This is a genomic window from Streptomyces niveiscabiei, assembly GCF_001419795.1.
In the GTDB taxonomy this organism is placed as follows: Bacteria; Actinomycetota; Actinomycetes; order Streptomycetales; family Streptomycetaceae; genus Streptomyces; species Streptomyces niveiscabiei.
This window is the reverse complement of the sequence record NZ_LIRL01000016.1, coordinates 19,942-33,880: the sequence shown is the minus strand read 5'-3', so window position 1 is coordinate 33,880 and position 13,939 is coordinate 19,942. Positions and strand designations below refer to the sequence as shown.

The 13,939-nt window shown below is 70.5% G+C and carries 22 protein-coding genes; 2 read left to right on the top strand and 20 right to left on the bottom strand.

The features are described 5' to 3' along the window. The 9 genes from AOK24_RS01000 to AOK24_RS52185 form a co-directional block, all read right to left on the bottom strand. Positions 1 to 620: hypothetical protein (locus AOK24_RS01000; protein ID WP_159051761.1), on the bottom strand; the 620-nt coding region annotated here is incomplete at its 3' end. Beyond that, complete coding sequence (locus AOK24_RS00995) at positions 620 to 1,123, bottom strand: hypothetical protein (RefSeq protein ID WP_055718113.1); 504 nt, start codon at positions 1,121 to 1,123, stop codon at positions 620 to 622. The genes AOK24_RS01000 and AOK24_RS00995, both read right to left, overlap by 1 nt. 14 nt (positions 1,124 to 1,137) lie before the next feature. After that, positions 1,138 to 1,701 (bottom strand): hypothetical protein, encoded by a 564-nt coding sequence (locus AOK24_RS00990; RefSeq protein WP_055718112.1) that lies wholly within the window; start codon positions 1,699 to 1,701, stop codon positions 1,138 to 1,140. Positions 1,702 to 1,710: 9 nt separating this feature from the next. Further along, positions 1,711 to 1,863 carry a hypothetical protein gene (locus tag AOK24_RS49090; protein ID WP_167376794.1) on the bottom strand — a complete coding sequence of 51 codons (153 nt, stop codon included), beginning with the start codon at positions 1,861 to 1,863 and terminating at the stop codon, positions 1,711 to 1,713. Continuing rightward, on the bottom strand, positions 1,863 to 2,993 hold the full coding sequence (locus AOK24_RS00985) for a hypothetical protein (RefSeq protein WP_055718111.1): 1,131 nt from the start codon (positions 2,991 to 2,993) through the stop codon (positions 1,863 to 1,865). The genes AOK24_RS49090 and AOK24_RS00985 overlap by 1 nt, the downstream gene beginning before the upstream one ends. After that, complete coding sequence (locus AOK24_RS00980; protein ID WP_055718110.1) at positions 2,990 to 3,247, bottom strand: hypothetical protein; 258 nt, start codon at positions 3,245 to 3,247, stop codon at positions 2,990 to 2,992. Before AOK24_RS00980 ends, AOK24_RS00985 begins: the two co-directional genes overlap by 4 nt. Next, entirely contained in the window at positions 3,244 to 3,762 is a 519-nt protein-coding gene (locus AOK24_RS00975) for a hypothetical protein (protein ID WP_055718109.1), read from the bottom strand. The genes AOK24_RS00980 and AOK24_RS00975 overlap by 4 nt, the downstream gene beginning before the upstream one ends. Further along, a complete protein-coding gene (locus AOK24_RS00970; RefSeq protein WP_055718108.1) occupies positions 3,759 to 4,040 on the bottom strand; it encodes a hypothetical protein in 282 nt (93 codons plus the stop codon). The genes AOK24_RS00975 and AOK24_RS00970 overlap by 4 nt, the downstream gene beginning before the upstream one ends. An 84-nt stretch (positions 4,041 to 4,124) precedes the next feature. After that, complete coding sequence (locus AOK24_RS52185) at positions 4,125 to 4,451, bottom strand: helix-turn-helix transcriptional regulator (protein WP_055718107.1); 327 nt, start codon at positions 4,449 to 4,451, stop codon at positions 4,125 to 4,127. 119 nt (positions 4,452 to 4,570) lie between these two features. Between AOK24_RS52185 and AOK24_RS00960 the strand changes: the two genes are divergently transcribed. Next, complete coding sequence (locus AOK24_RS00960; RefSeq protein WP_055718106.1) at positions 4,571 to 4,759, top strand: hypothetical protein; 189 nt, start codon at positions 4,571 to 4,573, stop codon at positions 4,757 to 4,759. Here the strand turns inward: AOK24_RS00960 and AOK24_RS00955 are convergent. The 11 genes from AOK24_RS00955 to AOK24_RS00910 all read right to left on the bottom strand — a co-directional run bounded on the left by AOK24_RS00955 (position 4,726) and on the right by AOK24_RS00910 (position 13,089). Continuing rightward, positions 4,726 to 5,364, bottom strand: a complete 639-nt coding sequence (locus tag AOK24_RS00955) for a hypothetical protein (RefSeq protein WP_055718105.1) — start codon at positions 5,362 to 5,364, stop codon at positions 4,726 to 4,728. The two genes, AOK24_RS00960 and AOK24_RS00955, sit on opposite strands and share 34 nt — an antisense overlap. Further along, complete coding sequence (locus tag AOK24_RS00950) at positions 5,361 to 5,693, bottom strand: hypothetical protein (RefSeq protein WP_055718104.1); 333 nt, start codon at positions 5,691 to 5,693, stop codon at positions 5,361 to 5,363. The genes AOK24_RS00955 and AOK24_RS00950 overlap by 4 nt, the downstream gene beginning before the upstream one ends. Next, positions 5,690 to 5,872, bottom strand: a complete 183-nt coding sequence (locus tag AOK24_RS48255) for a hypothetical protein (RefSeq protein WP_159051760.1) — start codon at positions 5,870 to 5,872, stop codon at positions 5,690 to 5,692. The genes AOK24_RS00950 and AOK24_RS48255 overlap by 4 nt, the downstream gene beginning before the upstream one ends. Beyond that, positions 5,869 to 6,363 carry an ASCH domain-containing protein gene (locus AOK24_RS00945; protein WP_055718103.1) on the bottom strand — a complete coding sequence of 165 codons (495 nt, stop codon included), beginning with the start codon at positions 6,361 to 6,363 and terminating at the stop codon, positions 5,869 to 5,871. Before AOK24_RS00945 ends, AOK24_RS48255 begins: the two co-directional genes overlap by 4 nt. A 123-nt stretch (positions 6,364 to 6,486) precedes the next feature. Next, positions 6,487 to 6,939 carry a hypothetical protein gene (locus tag AOK24_RS00940; RefSeq protein ID WP_055718102.1) on the bottom strand — a complete coding sequence of 151 codons (453 nt, stop codon included), beginning with the start codon at positions 6,937 to 6,939 and terminating at the stop codon, positions 6,487 to 6,489. A gap of 59 nt (positions 6,940 to 6,998) precedes the next feature. Next, complete coding sequence (locus AOK24_RS00935; RefSeq protein WP_055718101.1) at positions 6,999 to 8,606, bottom strand: DEAD/DEAH box helicase; 1,608 nt, start codon at positions 8,604 to 8,606, stop codon at positions 6,999 to 7,001. Positions 8,607 to 8,932: 326 nt separating this feature from the next. After that, entirely contained in the window at positions 8,933 to 11,776 is a 2,844-nt protein-coding gene (locus tag AOK24_RS00930) for a DUF927 domain-containing protein (RefSeq protein WP_055718100.1), read from the bottom strand. Beyond that, positions 11,773 to 12,003 (bottom strand): hypothetical protein, encoded by a 231-nt coding sequence (locus AOK24_RS00925; RefSeq protein ID WP_055718099.1) that lies wholly within the window; start codon positions 12,001 to 12,003, stop codon positions 11,773 to 11,775. Before AOK24_RS00925 ends, AOK24_RS00930 begins: the two co-directional genes overlap by 4 nt. Then, a complete protein-coding gene (locus AOK24_RS00920) occupies positions 12,000 to 12,482 on the bottom strand; it encodes a hypothetical protein (RefSeq protein ID WP_055718098.1) in 483 nt (160 codons plus the stop codon). The genes AOK24_RS00925 and AOK24_RS00920 overlap by 4 nt, the downstream gene beginning before the upstream one ends. 14 nt (positions 12,483 to 12,496) lie before the next feature. Next, positions 12,497 to 12,808, bottom strand: coding sequence for a MerR family transcriptional regulator (locus tag AOK24_RS00915; RefSeq protein ID WP_055718097.1), 312 nt, complete (start codon positions 12,806 to 12,808; stop codon positions 12,497 to 12,499). Then, positions 12,805 to 13,089: a helix-turn-helix domain-containing protein gene (locus tag AOK24_RS00910; protein WP_055718096.1), complete on the bottom strand. Its 285-nt coding sequence runs from the start codon at positions 13,087 to 13,089 to the stop codon at positions 12,805 to 12,807. Before AOK24_RS00910 ends, AOK24_RS00915 begins: the two co-directional genes overlap by 4 nt. Positions 13,090 to 13,365: 276 nt before the next feature. Between AOK24_RS00910 and AOK24_RS00905 the strand changes: the two genes are divergently transcribed. Then, the gene (locus tag AOK24_RS00905; RefSeq protein WP_159051759.1) at positions 13,366 to 13,800 is read left to right on the top strand and encodes a hypothetical protein; all 435 of its coding nucleotides are present in this window, start codon (positions 13,366 to 13,368) and stop codon (positions 13,798 to 13,800) included. The last annotated feature ends 139 nt before the right edge of the window (positions 13,801 to 13,939 follow it).

The window sequence follows — 13,939 nt, the reverse complement described above, 5'->3', positions numbered from 1 at the left end:
GGCGGGGCTGACGCGGGGGCCTCCGGGGTGGCCTCGGCAGGCAGGTGACGGATGCGGACGCCAGCCCTTACTCGCTGCCGTCCGGCGAGGGTGAGCTTGAACTCCTCCACCGGCACGTTCAGGGCGAGGATGGCGGCCTTGAGGCCGGCCTGGTCCCAGCCGGTGAACTCCGGGTCGTCGAGGAGCTGCGCGAGGTGCGCGCCCTGGCGAGATCCGGCGATCCGGCGGACGGCCGCAGTGAGGTCGTCGAGAGCGAGGACGTGCTCCTCGGGCTCGTCCGGTCCGGGGCCGACGGCCTCGTCGACGTGGGGAGCGGCGGGGGCAGTGCACCAGGCGGCCACGCACCACGCCACGGCGACGCCGGGCACGGCGAACTGGGCGATCTCGGGGGCCTGACGGGCGGCGTAGGCGATGAGGTAGCCGCCGCCGAGGACGACGCCTACCTTTTCCCACCCGGTGACGTGCTGGTCGAGCAGGGCCCATCCCCGGCCGATGAGGATGCGGGACCCGGCCCACAGCGTGCTCCCGGCTCCGGATACCGCGAGGACGGGCCGGAGTTCGGCGGTGATGCGGCGGGGAAACGAGGGGGAGGACTCCCCCTCGTCCTTGGTGATCTTCATCAGATCATGCCGATCGCGTGGGCGCCGGTCAGGATCAGGGCCTGGGGCAGTCCCCAGATGCCCCCCGCCTGTGCCCATACCCCGGCGGCGACGATGCCGGTGACGGCGGCCCTGCCGGGGGCCAGCTCCCGGAAGTACAGGACGGAGCCGAGGACCAGGGAGACCGCGCCGAGGCCGGCGGTGCCGAAGCCGCCGTTGGTGAAGACGCTGGCGAAGGCGTCGGAGACGTTCTTGCCGACGGTCCAGATCGAACCGGCGGTCATGTAGAGGGTGCCGGCCGCGATGCCGGTCCACTGCGCCTGGTCGGAAGAGAGCTTCTTGCGGATGCGGCCCTTCTTGCCGCCGCCTCCGCCGCCCGGCCCGGCCTTGGCCGCCTTGGGCTCGCGGATACCGGCGATCAGGACGACGGTGAGCGCGGTCGCGAGGCCGCCCGCTCCGACGCTGCCGAGGATGCGTCCGCCCTCCACACTGATGGCGGGGGCGGCGGCGAGGATGCTGTGCACGGTAGGTCTCCTGGTCAGGGTGCGGCGGGCGCCCAGAGGGCGAGCGCGAGGACGGCGGTGGCGAGGGGGATGCGGGCGGCCCAGGCGATGCCGGGCCACCAGTGGCGGGTGCGGCGGTCCCAGGTCTCGGCGATGAGCAGGCACGTTCCGAAGCCGAGGACGAGGGCGCCGCCGGTGCTGTCGTGGCCGCAGTCGGCGAGCGCGGCGGCGAGGGGGTCGTACAGTCCGAGGGCCCATCCGGCTCCGGCGGCGGACGCGTTGTACAGGCCCGCGCGGGTCTTGCCGCTGAGGGCGATGCGGGCGGGCGCCTGGGTGATGAAGACGGGAGCGTGCGGGCTCGGGTAGTAGTCGGGCTGCGGGATGAGCCATGCGGACGAGGCGGTCTCGGGCTCGGCCTCGGCGGACTCCGGCTCGACGACGGGGGTGTTCTCGTCGCTGGTGTCGGGCGCGTCGTACAGGGCGTCCCACCAGTCGTCCGCGCCGTCGAGGGTGTTCTCGTCGGGAAGTTCGGGTGTCTTGGTGAGCCACCAGTCGGGGACACGGCCCGCGCCGGAGCGCGGGGGCGGGGTGTCGGTCACGGGATTCCTTCAGCGCAGGACGGACACGCCGAGCGCGGCGAGGGTGAGGATCAGTGCGCATGTCCCGGTGACGGGGACGGTGCGGAGGTCGACCAGGGCGAGGCCGACGAGGGCCGCGAGGGCGGCGAGCGCGAAGCACAGGGCAGCGATTGCGGCGGGCATCAGTTGTACCCGCCCCGCATCAGGTCGTCGCCCGGCGTTGCGGCCATCGGCGGCTCGGTCTTCTTCGCGGCCCGCGAGAGCGCGCTGCGGATGTGGTTCTCCGGGACGATCAGCCGCCGGGTGCGCTCCAGGTACACGGCGATCTCGCGAGCCGATGCGGACGAGCCGAGGAAGGCGGCGGCCTCCTCGACGGCGCCCTGCACGTTCAGCGCGGGGAGCGCACTGACCTGCGGCGCAACGCCCGCATCAGGCCGGTCGACGGTGTACTCGGGGTCCCGCTGAGCCAGCACCAGGGCGACCGCGACGGGGTCGACCGTGATGCCGTACGTCCCCAGGATCGTGGACAGCTCGGCCGGGGGCGCATCAGGTCGTGCGGCTGATGCGAAGTGGATCGCATCGGTCGGGTCCATGCCGGCCATGTGGGCGCGGAGTCGTTCGGTGGCGCTGAACGGGCGCGGGGGCGGCGGACTCTTCGGCGCCTCGGCCCCTGGCAGGGCGAGCATCTGGTCCAGGGCGTGCCCTGCGCCCGTGGTGAGGCGGGCGCGGGAGACCTCGACCAGGCCCTCGGCGAGCTGCTGGTCGCCGACTCCGACGCGGCCGATCAACTTCCACGCTTTGCGGGTCGCGGCGTTCTGGACGTCGTCGTCAGGGTGCCCGGCGGCGAGCGCCTGCTGATAGGCGAGTTGCTGCACGACGTCCGCGTTACGGCGGTCGGCGTCGGCGTCGCGGCCGGTGCGGTAGACGACGATGGAGCGCGCGATGTAGCTGAGGGCCTCGGCGGCCCCGCTCATGGCGAGCGGGGTGACGGCGTACACGGCGGCGGTCTGGGCAGTGTCCGCGATCGTCACGCCGATGCACGCGGCGGACAGCGGGGCGAGCCACATGCCGCCGCGTACGACGGCCGGGGAGGACTGGCCCATCATGGTCCGCCCGAGCATGAGCAGGCCGAGGACGAGGGTGAGGCCCTCCCCTGCGGCGACGACGCCCGCGGCGGTCGCTTGCCGGTGGAACTCGGACATGGTGTTGGTGTAGGTGCCCCAGGCGCCGATGCCGCCGACGGCGGTCATGATCACGCCTGCCGTGCCGAGCACGGCAATCTGGCCCCCGGTGAGGTCTCTGGTCGTCGTCATGCGCCGGCCTCCGGGGTGGTGGTGTCCGGACGGCGGAGCGCGTAGCCGTGCTCGGCGAGGACGGCGTTGAGGTAGTCCAGGGCTTCGTCCTGCTCGATGCGCAGCCCGTGCCGTCCGAAGGCGAGGGCGGCGACGTCGGCGGGGGCGGCCTTGTCGACCTGGCTGTAGAGGATGCTGCGGCTGACGATCTGCTCGGCGGCGGCCATCAGCTGACGGTGGCGGCGGACGGCAGCGCGGCGTTCGGTGAACTTCACCGGCTTTCACCCCGCTCGGCCTCGGTGTCGAGGAACATCGCGACGGCGGGGAAGGATGCGCGGACGGACCGCTCGATGGCGTCGCCCTTGGGGGGCGGGGTGCTGTCGTAGCGGGAGGGCTCGCAGATCACGCAGACGTGCTCGGTGCCGCCCTCGTGGCAGTTGTCGATGCAGGAGCGGCACCAGGGGGTGTCGCGGTGGCGGGCGCGGCCGTCGAAGCGGGTGTCGTCGCCCTCGAACGGCTTGCGGCAGCGGCGGCAGCGGGTGGCCTCGCGCTCGGCGGCGGCCTGCTCCTCCTGGAGGACCTTGCGCGCCAGGTAGCCGACGTCCCACCCGATGTCGTTGGGGTGCTCGGCGAGAGCGCCGTCGAGGGTGGTGCGGACGAGCGCGGCACGGTCGAGCATGCGCCGGTCGTACTCGCGGTCGTCGTACGGCAGGGTCAGCGCGGCGCGGACGCCCTCCAGGAGCGCGCGGAGGTCCGTGGCCTTGCCGATGCCCGGGGAGTCGTTCGTCATCGGCAGGTCACCGCCTCGACCGCGTTCGCGATGAGGTTGGCGTCGTCGCGGCGTCCCTGGATACGGCGGCTGGCGTTGCTCTCGTAGTCCTCGCGGCAGAGGCGGTGCAGCTCGGCGATGCGGTCGGCGCGGGTGGGGGTGATGGCGCCGGTGACGCCGGACTGGGTGGCGCGCACGGTGAGAGTGCGGCCCGCGAAGCGGCGGATGATGCCGGCGGCGACGAGGCGGCGGGACGGGGAACTTGCGGGCGTACTGGCTCGCGCGGAAAGATCGGTCATAGCCGATGACTCCTGGTGTGATCAGGATGGTTGTCGGTCAGGCCCTTGGCTGGGAGTGCGATCCCGGCCTTGGGCCGTATTTGTTCAGGGCTGCTGAAGTCGGCGCAGCTTCTGGCGGGTCCTGGCCAGGGCGGCGGCCTGGCGGGACTCACGGGCCTTCAAGCGCGCGATGGCGGCGTCGCCGGTCGAGACGTTGCGGACCGGACGGTCGGCCAGCCACACCTCGGCCTCCGCGCGGACGACCCAGACGGTTCGGCCGGCGGTCATGGCGGGCTGCGGGAAGTCGTGCCGTTTGCGCCAGTTGGAGACGGCGGACCGGGTGACTCCCGCGAGCGCGGCGACCTCGACGAGGCTGATGAGGTGGTCGTCCTTGCCCTGGTACTCGGGGCGGTGCCAAGTGATGATGGACATTTTCACCCCCTCCCTGTCCAAAGCGAGTTTGTGTACCTACATTAACTTGCCTCGCGTGAACCCTGTCAAGCGCCTCGGCTGAGCTGGGCGTACATTTCTGTACCTACACAGGAGGTGCGATGGGGAGGCCGGCCACTGGCAAGACGCCGCTGCGCAACGTCCGTGTCCCGGACAAGCTGTGGGCCGACGCCATGGCGAAAGCCAAGGCGGAGGGCCGCACGATCACGGACGTGATCGTGTCGGCGCTCCACCGCTACGTGTCCGCCCGCCCAGGTCAGCGTGACACCGACGCGCCACGCGCTGACTGAGGCTGGTAGTGCAGCAGGAACAGCAGGTCCTGCTCGGTTCGGTACTGCGTCCCGCACCACCGGCACGTCACCGGCTCACCAGGAAGCCGGGAAAGAACTGCCCCGCACACGGTGCCCTCGTCGTCCGTTACGTTGATGCACAGGCCGATGCGCTGCGGGCGCGGGGCGGGGTCACCAACGACCGCGCGGGCCTGCGCGTCCAGCTCTTCCACCTCGCGGAAGAGTTCCCCGGCTGCCGCGTACTGGGCCGCGATCCACTCCATTTCCCGGGCCAGCCACCAACAGTCGTCGCCCAGGCGGGCGGCCGGCGGTGCGCCCCGGTGCGGCCAGCGCTCCCGCCGTACGTCGACTCGCCACAGGTGGATGACCTCGGTGGCGCGGCCCCAGTTCACGGTGTCGATGATGTCCTCGTTGACCGGGGACCGGGGCCCGGCCGGATTTCGCGTCGACACGATCTCGCCCCATCCGGACTGGCGGGGCACGAGGCACTCGCCGACCTCCGCGTACAGGGCAGGGAGTTCACGCAGCCGCGCGGTCAACTGCTCCCGGTGCTTAGCGCACAGGTAGCCGTTGACCGCGTTGCCGCACACAGCGCAGGAGTTCACGCAGTGTCGTCCTTCCGAGCAGCGAGCTGGTGGACGTCGAGGGCGAGCACGCCGCGGTGGGCTGCGAACGCCTCAGCGGCCTCGCGCATCCGGCGCTCGTCCTCCGTGGCCTTCAACCGCGCGGCGCGCTCGGCTCGTACGGCCGCGACGCGGCGCTCGTCGGCGTCGAGGTAGTCGCGGACAGCGGCGGTGACCATCAGGCCAGTGGTGATGAAGAGTCCTGCTGCGTACCAGGGGGCGCCATGGTCGGCGCTCACGGTGGCGCAGTAGGCGGTGAAGGCGCCGGCCACGAGGTAGAGCCAGCGCAGGACGCGTTCGGTGAGGGTCACAGGTAGCTCCCGGTGAGTCGGATGGTGGTCATGCGGCGGTGGGTGATGTAGCGGCCCTGGCCCCACAGGTCGGCGTGGTCTCGTGGTCGGGATCTGCGTACGCAGTGGCAGAGTTGGCCGGGTTGCTCGGTGGTGGGGATGAAGTGGCCGCTGGCGCAGCGGGCGCGGGTCGGCCTCATGCGATGGCCGAGGACTCAGCGGCTACGGCGTCGCAGAGCGCGGCGTCGGGCTTCCACAGGCCGAGGGCGCCGTTGCGCGGTACGGCCCGGCGAAGGGGCTGCACGTCGGCCAGCTCCCAGTGCCAGACGTCGGGGAACCCCCAGGGAGCACAACAGCCGTCAGCAGCCTCGTGGCAACCGGCGAGGGTGGCGGTGGCGATGACCGCGCCGAGGGCGAGCGTGGCGTGCGGCTGGGAAAGGACACTCGGTACGCGCCCTCGGGCGTCGTAGAAGTTGCCGGAGCCTCCGAGTTCGTCGAGTCGGATCGCGGCGTCCCGGCTGTAGCGGACCACGGGGATGGTGCGGTTGAGCTTGAGTCCCGCGTGGACGAGCAGCGGGCCGCGGTAGTTGGTGCGGCGAGTGCGGTTCTCCACCGTCTTGAAACCTTCAGCGATGGCGAAGGCCCACGGCTGCTGGATGGTCAGTCCGCGGTGAGTAGCGGCGGCGTTCATCCTGCTGGCCCTACTTTCTTGTCGTGGGTGTCCGGGTGTGCCGACGGCATTGCAGAGGTTGGCCGTCGGTGATGTGGTGGGTGGGAGGCCGCCCCGCAACTCGACTGCGGGGCGGCCAGGGAGTCAGGCTTCGGTGCTCCACGCCGCGACGGCCTCGCTGGCCGAGACGTAGTGCAACCACAGGCGGGGGTCCTCGGCGGCCGGCGCGGGCAGACCGGCAAGCAGGACGCGAACCACATCGACGACAGCGGCCGGGTCGGCCCACCGGTGCAGAGGCAGCGACTCCGGCACGTACTCCAGCACCCCGTCCTCGCGGAGGGGCGCCCACGTCCACTGGTCGGCGCTGTGCTCCCACAGCAGCGCGATGCCGTACTCGTGGGAGTCGGTGTTCAGGCCGGGGGTGCAGGCGTCCCAGACGAGGAACGCGTCGAGCACTCGCGTGCACCCGGCGTCGGGACCGTCGTCGTGCCGGTCGATCTCGGCGTCCGACGTCCGCGCGTCGGGCTCGATTCCCGCAGCGGCGAGAGCCTCGACGACGGCCTCCATGTACGGGTCGTGGGGCAGTTCGCTGATCATGGGTTCCTCCGTGGTGTGATGGGTGGAGGTCCGGGCCTGATAGCGACAGGCCCGGACCGTCATGCGGCGGGAAGGAACAGCGAGCCGAGGATCGTGTCCACGCGGTCGCGGTCGATCAGGTCGGCGACGTCGCCCGCCGTGCTCCCGCTCGGCACCTTGATGCCGAGCCGTCGGCACAGGCCGAGCGCCTTCGAGCTGGGGGCGCCCGATCGCCAGCGGGCCTGGCGGGCGACGAACGTGCCGGGCGCCAGGGCCTTGGCCTGCTGCTCCAGCCACGTCAGTGCCTCCGGCAGGGGACGAGCGACGTCGTCCTTGGGGGCGTGCGCGCCGTGCGCCTGGGTCCAGCGACGCATCCGGTACATCCGGGTCCCCGGGTCCCTGACCAGGAACAGCACCTGCGCCGACGTGAGCCGGATGAACCAGATCCCCTGAGAGGTCCTCAGCCAGCGGATCTCGGAGGAACCGAAGAGGTTGATCTCCTCGGCCTCGACCCGCGCGGCGAGCGCCTTCCGCTTCTCGGCCGCGACGTGCTTCTCGGCAACCTCCCGGAGGCTCCTGCCCTCTTCGGCCTCGCCGATCTCCCGGGCGGTGAGGTCGACCATGCTCGCGAGCTTGTGGCGGGACGCGGCGCCCATGACGTCGAGCAGCAGGGCGTCCGTCTTTCCGGGCGCCGGGCGGAGTCCGCGGCCGACCATCTGCACGTACAGGCCGGGGCTCTGGGTCGGGCGCGCGACAACAACGCAGCTGGTGTGCGGCGCGTCGAACCCCTCCGTCAAGACCATGCAGTTGGTGAGCACCTGGACCTCACCCGCCTCATACCGGGCGAGGGCGGCGCGGCGTTCGTCGCGGCCCATGTCCCCCCACACCGGGGCCGCCTCGATGCCGACCGTACGGAGTGCGGTGGCGGCCTGCTGAGCGGTGGCCACGGTCGGTGTGAAGACGACACCGGGGCGGTCGGCGGCGTGGTCGACGTACGCCTTGGCGATCGCCTCCAGGGCGCCCGAGTCCTCCAGGGCCTTACCCAGTTGCCCCTCGACCAGGTCGCCCCCGCGCGTTCGAACCTTGCTGAGATCGAGAGTGTCGACGGTGATCCTCTTGCCGCGGACGTCGCAGAGGTAGCCGTCGCTGATCATGTCGAGGATGTCGAGGCGGAAGACGACGTCCTCCCACACCTCGGCCAGGCCGCCGTCAGTCCGCGTCAGAGTCGCGGTGAAGCCAGCCGTCGGCACGCCGTCCCAGGCACCGAAGTGCCTCAGCACCTCCATGTAGGTGGGGGCGGCGGCATGGTGGCACTCGTCCACGATGATCAGGCCGATGTCCCGGATCGCCTCGCGACGGCGAGGAACGGCGAGGGTCTGGACGCTGGCCACGATCACGTCGGCGTCGTGGTGGTCATCGCGCTGGGCCTTGACGATGCCGACCCGCAGCATCGAGTCGACCGCCAGCAGCTTGGAAGCGGCCTGCTCGATCAGCTCTTCCCTGTGAGCGATCACCAGCGCGCGGCGTCCGTTGAGGCTGTCGAGCATCTGGTGGGCCAGGTGGGAGAACACGACGGTCTTTCCGGCGCCGGTGGGAAGGACGACGGCCAGTCGCGTCTTGCCGGCGGCCCAGCCCTGGCGGAGCGCCGCGATGGCGTCGACCTGGTAGGGGCGGGGAGCGAAGGACATGGGGCACCTCGATTCGGTGGAGTGGAGGAGAGAGCGGTACGCACTGCGTACCGGGTGCGTACCGGCTGCGTACCGGGGGAAAAGCACCTCTGAGCTGGTCTTATGTCTCTCTCTAGAAGGAGTGGTACGCAGGTACGCAGAAACACACAGGGCTCGATGTGTGCGCACACGCACGCCCGCACGCGCACACGCGCCCACGCCTGAGGGGTGCCATTTCCGGGCGACTGCGTACCGGCCTTCAAACGGCCTCGCGCACGTCATTGACCTGCGGAAACCCGGGTGGCGGGGTGGTACGCACCTCGTGCGTACCACCCGCATCACGGCCCTCATGCCGCCTCGTCGTCGCCGTAGCCGATACCGGCGGGCGTGAAGGCGAGGCACTTCGCGCGGGCTCCGTCGAACCGGCGCGGCAGCAGATGAGCCGGACGCTGGCTCTTGAGGGTCTTCACGTACTCGGCGTCGACCCAACTGCCGATCACGGCGTCGAGCGAGTAGCCCGCGTCCGCCAGGACCTTGCGGACGCGCTCGGGCAACAGCGCCACCTCGGTGACGCCGTCCTTCGTCGAGAGGACACCGAGCCACCCCGCGTACGGCGGACGCTCGCCCAAGGCTGCCCGCGTCGCGGTGTACAGCTCGTGCGCGTGCCCAGCGACGTACTCCCGCAGGACATCCAGCGCCATCTCGGGCCTGTTGTCCGTCGGGTTGTGGGCGGTGAACAGCCCTCGCCAGACGTCGTACGGCAGCGGCTCGTACGGCAGGAGTCCCGTACGGCACGCCAGTGTCTCGGCGAGGACCAGGGCGGCGACCATCGGCGCGCGCCGGTTCGTCATGTCGCCACTGCCGCGGAACTCGTCAACCAGGGTGCGGTGGTGTTCCTTGAGCTTCTCGCGGCCGTTCGGCTGGGCGAGGCCGCTGAGGATGTACCGGACGAACTCGGGCCCGGCGTGGCCGTGGTGGGCCAGTACGCCCTCTCGGGCCGCTGTCGCTGCCGGGCCGCCGCCGTCGCCGAACGGGGCGATCGTCGTGCCCAGGATGCGGGCCGCCGCGCCCTGGCTGGTCGTGAAGGAGAGAGCGGGCCGCTCCCCGGAGGACAGGAGGATGGTCTCCCAGGGCAGCATGTTCCCGAATGCCCCGCCTGACCTTGCCTTCCCGTGGTTCATCGGGAGTTGGTAGAGCACCTCGTCGATGAGGGTGTCGTCGGTGACAGCCATCGTCTCGTCGAAGACTGTGACCAGCCCGCGCACCAGGTTCAGCCGCTTCTCGATCGCGTACAGCGTGGTACGCCAGTTGTTCATGGCGGAGGCGTGCTCGGACGGATCGGCCCACACCGACAACGCGCACTGGAGCGCGGTCGTCTTGCCCTTGGTGGACCGGCTGGAGATGTCCAGGGTGAAGGAGTTCAGCCCGAGCGGCTTGAGCAGGGGAGCGGCGAGCGCCGCTGCGACGGCGACCCGCGGCACCGGGAATCCCGACAACTGCGCGACGGTCTCCTTCCAGCCGTCGAGGGTCCCTTTCCTGGCGTGCGCGCGGGCCGGGCCCCGCTGCTCCTCGAACGGCACGTCGACCTTGATGCCGTCCTCGGGAGAGGAGACGAACGTGCCGTCGTCCTGCCAGCCGAGCCAGCGCGCCAGTTGCTCGGACGGAATACGCCCGACGTTGCGGGCCTCGAACTCGGCCAACCACCGTTCGACGGCGCGTGCGTCGCCCTCGACCGCGGGCAGACCGGCCGAGCCCAGTGCCTCGATCAGCTTCCGGCCACGCTTTGCGGTCTCGCGGGACACGATGCGGGAGATCCGCCGCGGGCGGCCGAGGCTGCGGTCGATCCACGACAGCTCGACGTACTGGTCCCCTTCGGGGTCCTCGAACGTCGCGGTCACCGCCAACGGGGCGAAGGTGACCCTCTGCCAGTTCTCGCCGCTGGCGCTGAGTACCTCGACGCCCAAGCCGGTGACCCGGTAGCCGTACGGCGTACGGACGGCAGCAGGGAGCCCGAACACGGTGTCGTAGCCGAAGCCTTCGGGATCTGGGTCGTCCAGATCCTTGGCGACCGCGTCCACTTCCGGCTCGGAGGGCGTATCGGTGGCCGAAGGAGGAGGTGTCGAGGCGGAGGACGACGCCCCAACTGCGGCAAGGTGGCGGCTGCCGTACCCCTTGAGGGCGAGGGCCCGCGCGGCGGCCTTGTGGTCTCCGTTGTGCTCCAGCAGGGCGTACGCGCCGAACTTGCTGTACGGCACCTCGGGGGTGAAGTTCGAGCCGGTCGCGAACACGAACAGGCGGTCGTGCTCGTCCTTGCCCGTGGTGGCCTTCACCCCACCGACGCCATCGGCCCACCCCCAGTAGGTCTCACTGCCGCGCGTGCTGAGGGGCCGGAAGGTCCCGCGAAGGATGTCCTCCCAGGACGCGCGGAGCTCGAAGTCGTCACCCGGGCGCAGAGTTCCGTCGGGTCGGGGAGCAGACGGTTTGGGTGCCGTCTTCGCGGGCTCGGGCCGGGGCAGGCTGTCCAGCATCCGGCAGACGTCCCGGATCGACGTCATGGTGTCGCCGTCGAGAACGGGCACGCTCGCCGGGCCTCCAGCGAGGCGGACGTACGGATGGCCGGAAGCGTGGACCGTGCCGCCGGACGGCTCGACGAGCCCATAGCCGCCCTCGCCCCGGGTCTCAATCAGGACGCGGACGATGCGCGAGGTCGGCTTCTCCCGGAGCCGTTGCCGCTCCTCGTCGGTGTACTCGTCCTCTCGGGCGAGGCGGCTGGCCAGCTTCGTGTTCCCGGGAACGTCGGCGCCTTCCACCCGTACGCGGAAGTGCCGGCCGCCGGACGGGGACTCGGTCACCCAGCCGCCGAGGATCGCGGCCCACGGCTCGGCGAGTCCGGAAGCCTCCATGATCTCGGTGACCTTGTCGAGCAGTCCTTCGCGGATTGCGAGGCCCTCGAACTCGATCATCTCGACGTTGCCGGACACGGCGCCGTAGACGACGGCGATGCCCGCCGGGCGGTCGCCGCCGAACCAGGAGTCGTGCTCGGCGGGGGTGGATCGGGCCAGCTTGTACGGGGTCCAGGAGCGGACGGACGGCGCCTTGCTGCCGTCGGCCTTGATGGGCAGGACGCACAGGCCAGCGTCGTGCAGCTCGCGGGCGGCTGCGCGGAGGTCTGGGGACTGTGGGTCGGTCAAGGGGTCTCCCCGTGGTACTGGCTCAAGTGCCGGGCCTTGATCCCGCCGATGAACGCCTTGGTGGTGGAGGTGTTGAGTGGGGTCTCGTGAGGCATCGGGCAGCCTGGGCGGTAGCACTCGTACCGAGCGCTGATGTCCTGGGTGTTGACGACCAGCAGGCCGACGATCTGCTGACGGGAGGGCGCCCGGCCCGGGGTGTCCCGGGCCGAGGCGCTGGCCGTCGTCACTGCGGCGCCTGGGTGGTGCGCGCGTGCCAGGCGTCGAGGTCCTCGACGTGCCCGGCGGCCACGGACTCCTGGAAGTCGCGGGCCTGCTGCGCCTCCTGATCGCGCAGGGCGATCTCCTCGCGCAGGTTCAGCAGCGTGTCGGCCGGACGCTGACCGGCCGGGACGATGGCGAGCCCCGACCCGTCGGCGGTCCAGATGACGACCGTCCTGTCCAACTGGTCCTTCGCGTCGGCTCTCGACTCGTGCACCGTGATGCGGTGGTGGGTGGAGACGGCGCTCAACTGCTCGCGGCTGAGGAGGTCGACGACCCACGCGAACACGCCGGACGGACAGGAGGTGATCCGGATCAGATCGCCAACGGCGTCGAGGCACTCGGCGATGTCCTGGTCGACGACCAACTTGGCGGCCTCGATGCTGGCGAGCGCGCGGGCGGTCTCGGGCGCGGCGGACGGCTCAGCGGCCGTGGGAAGCTCAGACATGAGCGGGCCTCGTTCTACTTGCTGGCGTAAGTGGGTGCGGACTGCTCGGACGGCGTCTCCGGCTGGACCCCGGGGGCGCCGTCGTTGTGCGGGGCCGGTGCCGACTGGACCTCGGCAGCGGCAGGCTCGGAGAGCCCGAGGAAGGCGAGCAGCTCGGTCTTGCGGACGCGGTACACGCGCCCGAACTTGATGACCTCGATCGGGAATTCACCCTGGTTGATCAGGGTGTAGCCGTTGGTCGGGCCGATGTTCATGGCGCGGAATGCGTCCTGGGCCTTCGGCATCGCGGGCAGGTTGAGAACCTGCTCGGGGGTGAGGGCGGTCATACGGCGGCCTGCGCCGGGATGAACGGCTCACCGGTCACCGGCACCCAGAGGACGAGGATCTCGACGCCGAGGACGTCGGCGATCGCCTGCGCCTTGGTCGTGGGGACGGTGCGCTGCGTGCCGGCCATCAGGGCTCCGACGGTTCCGTGTGCGATCCCGGCGGCGGCAGCGAGTCTGCGGCTTGTGATCGGCTGGCCGGTTCGGGTGCGCTCCATCAGCGTCTTGAGCCGGTCGGGGCTGTCGATGGCGTATCGGGCGGGAGGGGTGTTCTGGTCGCTCACATTCTCCCCAATGGAAGTTCTATCCATCTAGATGGATGGTCGCTGCGAGCATCCCATGAACTGAACACTCTGTCCAGCAAGATGGAAGGTGGGGGCGCGTGTATGTATTTGGTCAATGCCCCCGCACTACCTGGCGGTAGCGTCCGATGTGCTGAACAATCTGGTCAGCAGGATGAATGAACGGCATGCGTGACCTGCCCGTACGTCTCACAGATTCGACTAGGTCCTGAACGTGCGCACGACTACGTAGCCAGGAGGAATGGCAGGATGAGCCCCATGGCGCCCACCGAAACCCCGCCCGTGACCCATGAACACGATGAACCTCGCGGAGCACTCACGAGCCTCCTCAGGGGGCGCCGGGAGGAACTGGGGAAGGGCATCGACTGGGTGACCCGGCATGCCGTAGATCCGGTCACCGGGGACGGGATGAAGAAGGGGCGGCTCTGGCGCCTAGAGGGCCGTGAGGATGGCGGAATCACGCCCCCGAACGCGGCGGAACTGAGGGCGATCGCCGCGGGATACCAACTACCTCTCGAACGCCTCCAGGACGCTGCGGGTAGCCAGTTCCACGGGCGGGATCCCCTGCGGACCGGAACCGGCGAAGCGGTCGCTTATGTGCGCAAGCTCGACCTCCTCACGGACGAGCAGCGCGAGAACCTCTTTCGCCTGATCGATTCCATGGTTCCGCCGCAGTCGGGTGACGCTGGCTGAGTCAAGCGTTCCCCTTGAGATCACTTTGAGTGACGCTTCTGAGCAGCCTGTAGAGATTTGGTGTCCATGGTGCGATCATGTGCGGACACCCAGCGACCGAAAGGGTGCTGGTCTACGCCGAGAATCGAACGCGTTTGCG

Excerpts from the sequence above, each read along its gene's own strand:
- AOK24_RS00935 (WP_055718101.1), bottom strand. The coding sequence starts at position 8,606 with ATGTCCTTCGCTCCCCGCCCCTACCAGGTCGACGCCATCGCGGCGCTC.
- AOK24_RS00915 (WP_055718097.1), bottom strand. The coding sequence starts at position 12,808 with ATGACCGCCCTCACCCCCGAGCAGGTTCTCAACCTGCCCGCGATGCCG.
- AOK24_RS00975 (WP_055718109.1), bottom strand. The coding sequence starts at position 3,762 with ATGACGAACGACTCCCCGGGCATCGGCAAGGCCACGGACCTCCGCGCG.
- AOK24_RS00970 (WP_055718108.1), bottom strand. The coding sequence starts at position 4,040 with ATGACCGATCTTTCCGCGCGAGCCAGTACGCCCGCAAGTTCCCCGTCC.
- AOK24_RS00940 (WP_055718102.1), bottom strand. The coding sequence starts at position 6,939 with ATGATCAGCGAACTGCCCCACGACCCGTACATGGAGGCCGTCGTCGAG.
- AOK24_RS00985 (WP_055718111.1), bottom strand. The coding sequence starts at position 2,993 with ATGACGACGACCAGAGACCTCACCGGGGGCCAGATTGCCGTGCTCGGC.
- AOK24_RS00960 (WP_055718106.1), top strand. The coding sequence starts at position 4,571 with ATGGGGAGGCCGGCCACTGGCAAGACGCCGCTGCGCAACGTCCGTGTC.
- AOK24_RS00905 (WP_159051759.1), top strand. The coding sequence starts at position 13,366 with ATGGCGCCCACCGAAACCCCGCCCGTGACCCATGAACACGATGAACCT.
- AOK24_RS48255 (WP_159051760.1), bottom strand. The coding sequence starts at position 5,872 with ATGAGGCCGACCCGCGCCCGCTGCGCCAGCGGCCACTTCATCCCCACC.
- AOK24_RS00920 (WP_055718098.1), bottom strand. The coding sequence starts at position 12,482 with ATGTCTGAGCTTCCCACGGCCGCTGAGCCGTCCGCCGCGCCCGAGACC.
- AOK24_RS49090 (WP_167376794.1), bottom strand. The coding sequence starts at position 1,863 with ATGCCCGCCGCAATCGCTGCCCTGTGCTTCGCGCTCGCCGCCCTCGCG.
- AOK24_RS00945 (WP_055718103.1), bottom strand. The coding sequence starts at position 6,363 with ATGAACGCCGCCGCTACTCACCGCGGACTGACCATCCAGCAGCCGTGG.
- AOK24_RS52185 (WP_055718107.1), bottom strand. The coding sequence starts at position 4,451 with ATGTCCATCATCACTTGGCACCGCCCCGAGTACCAGGGCAAGGACGAC.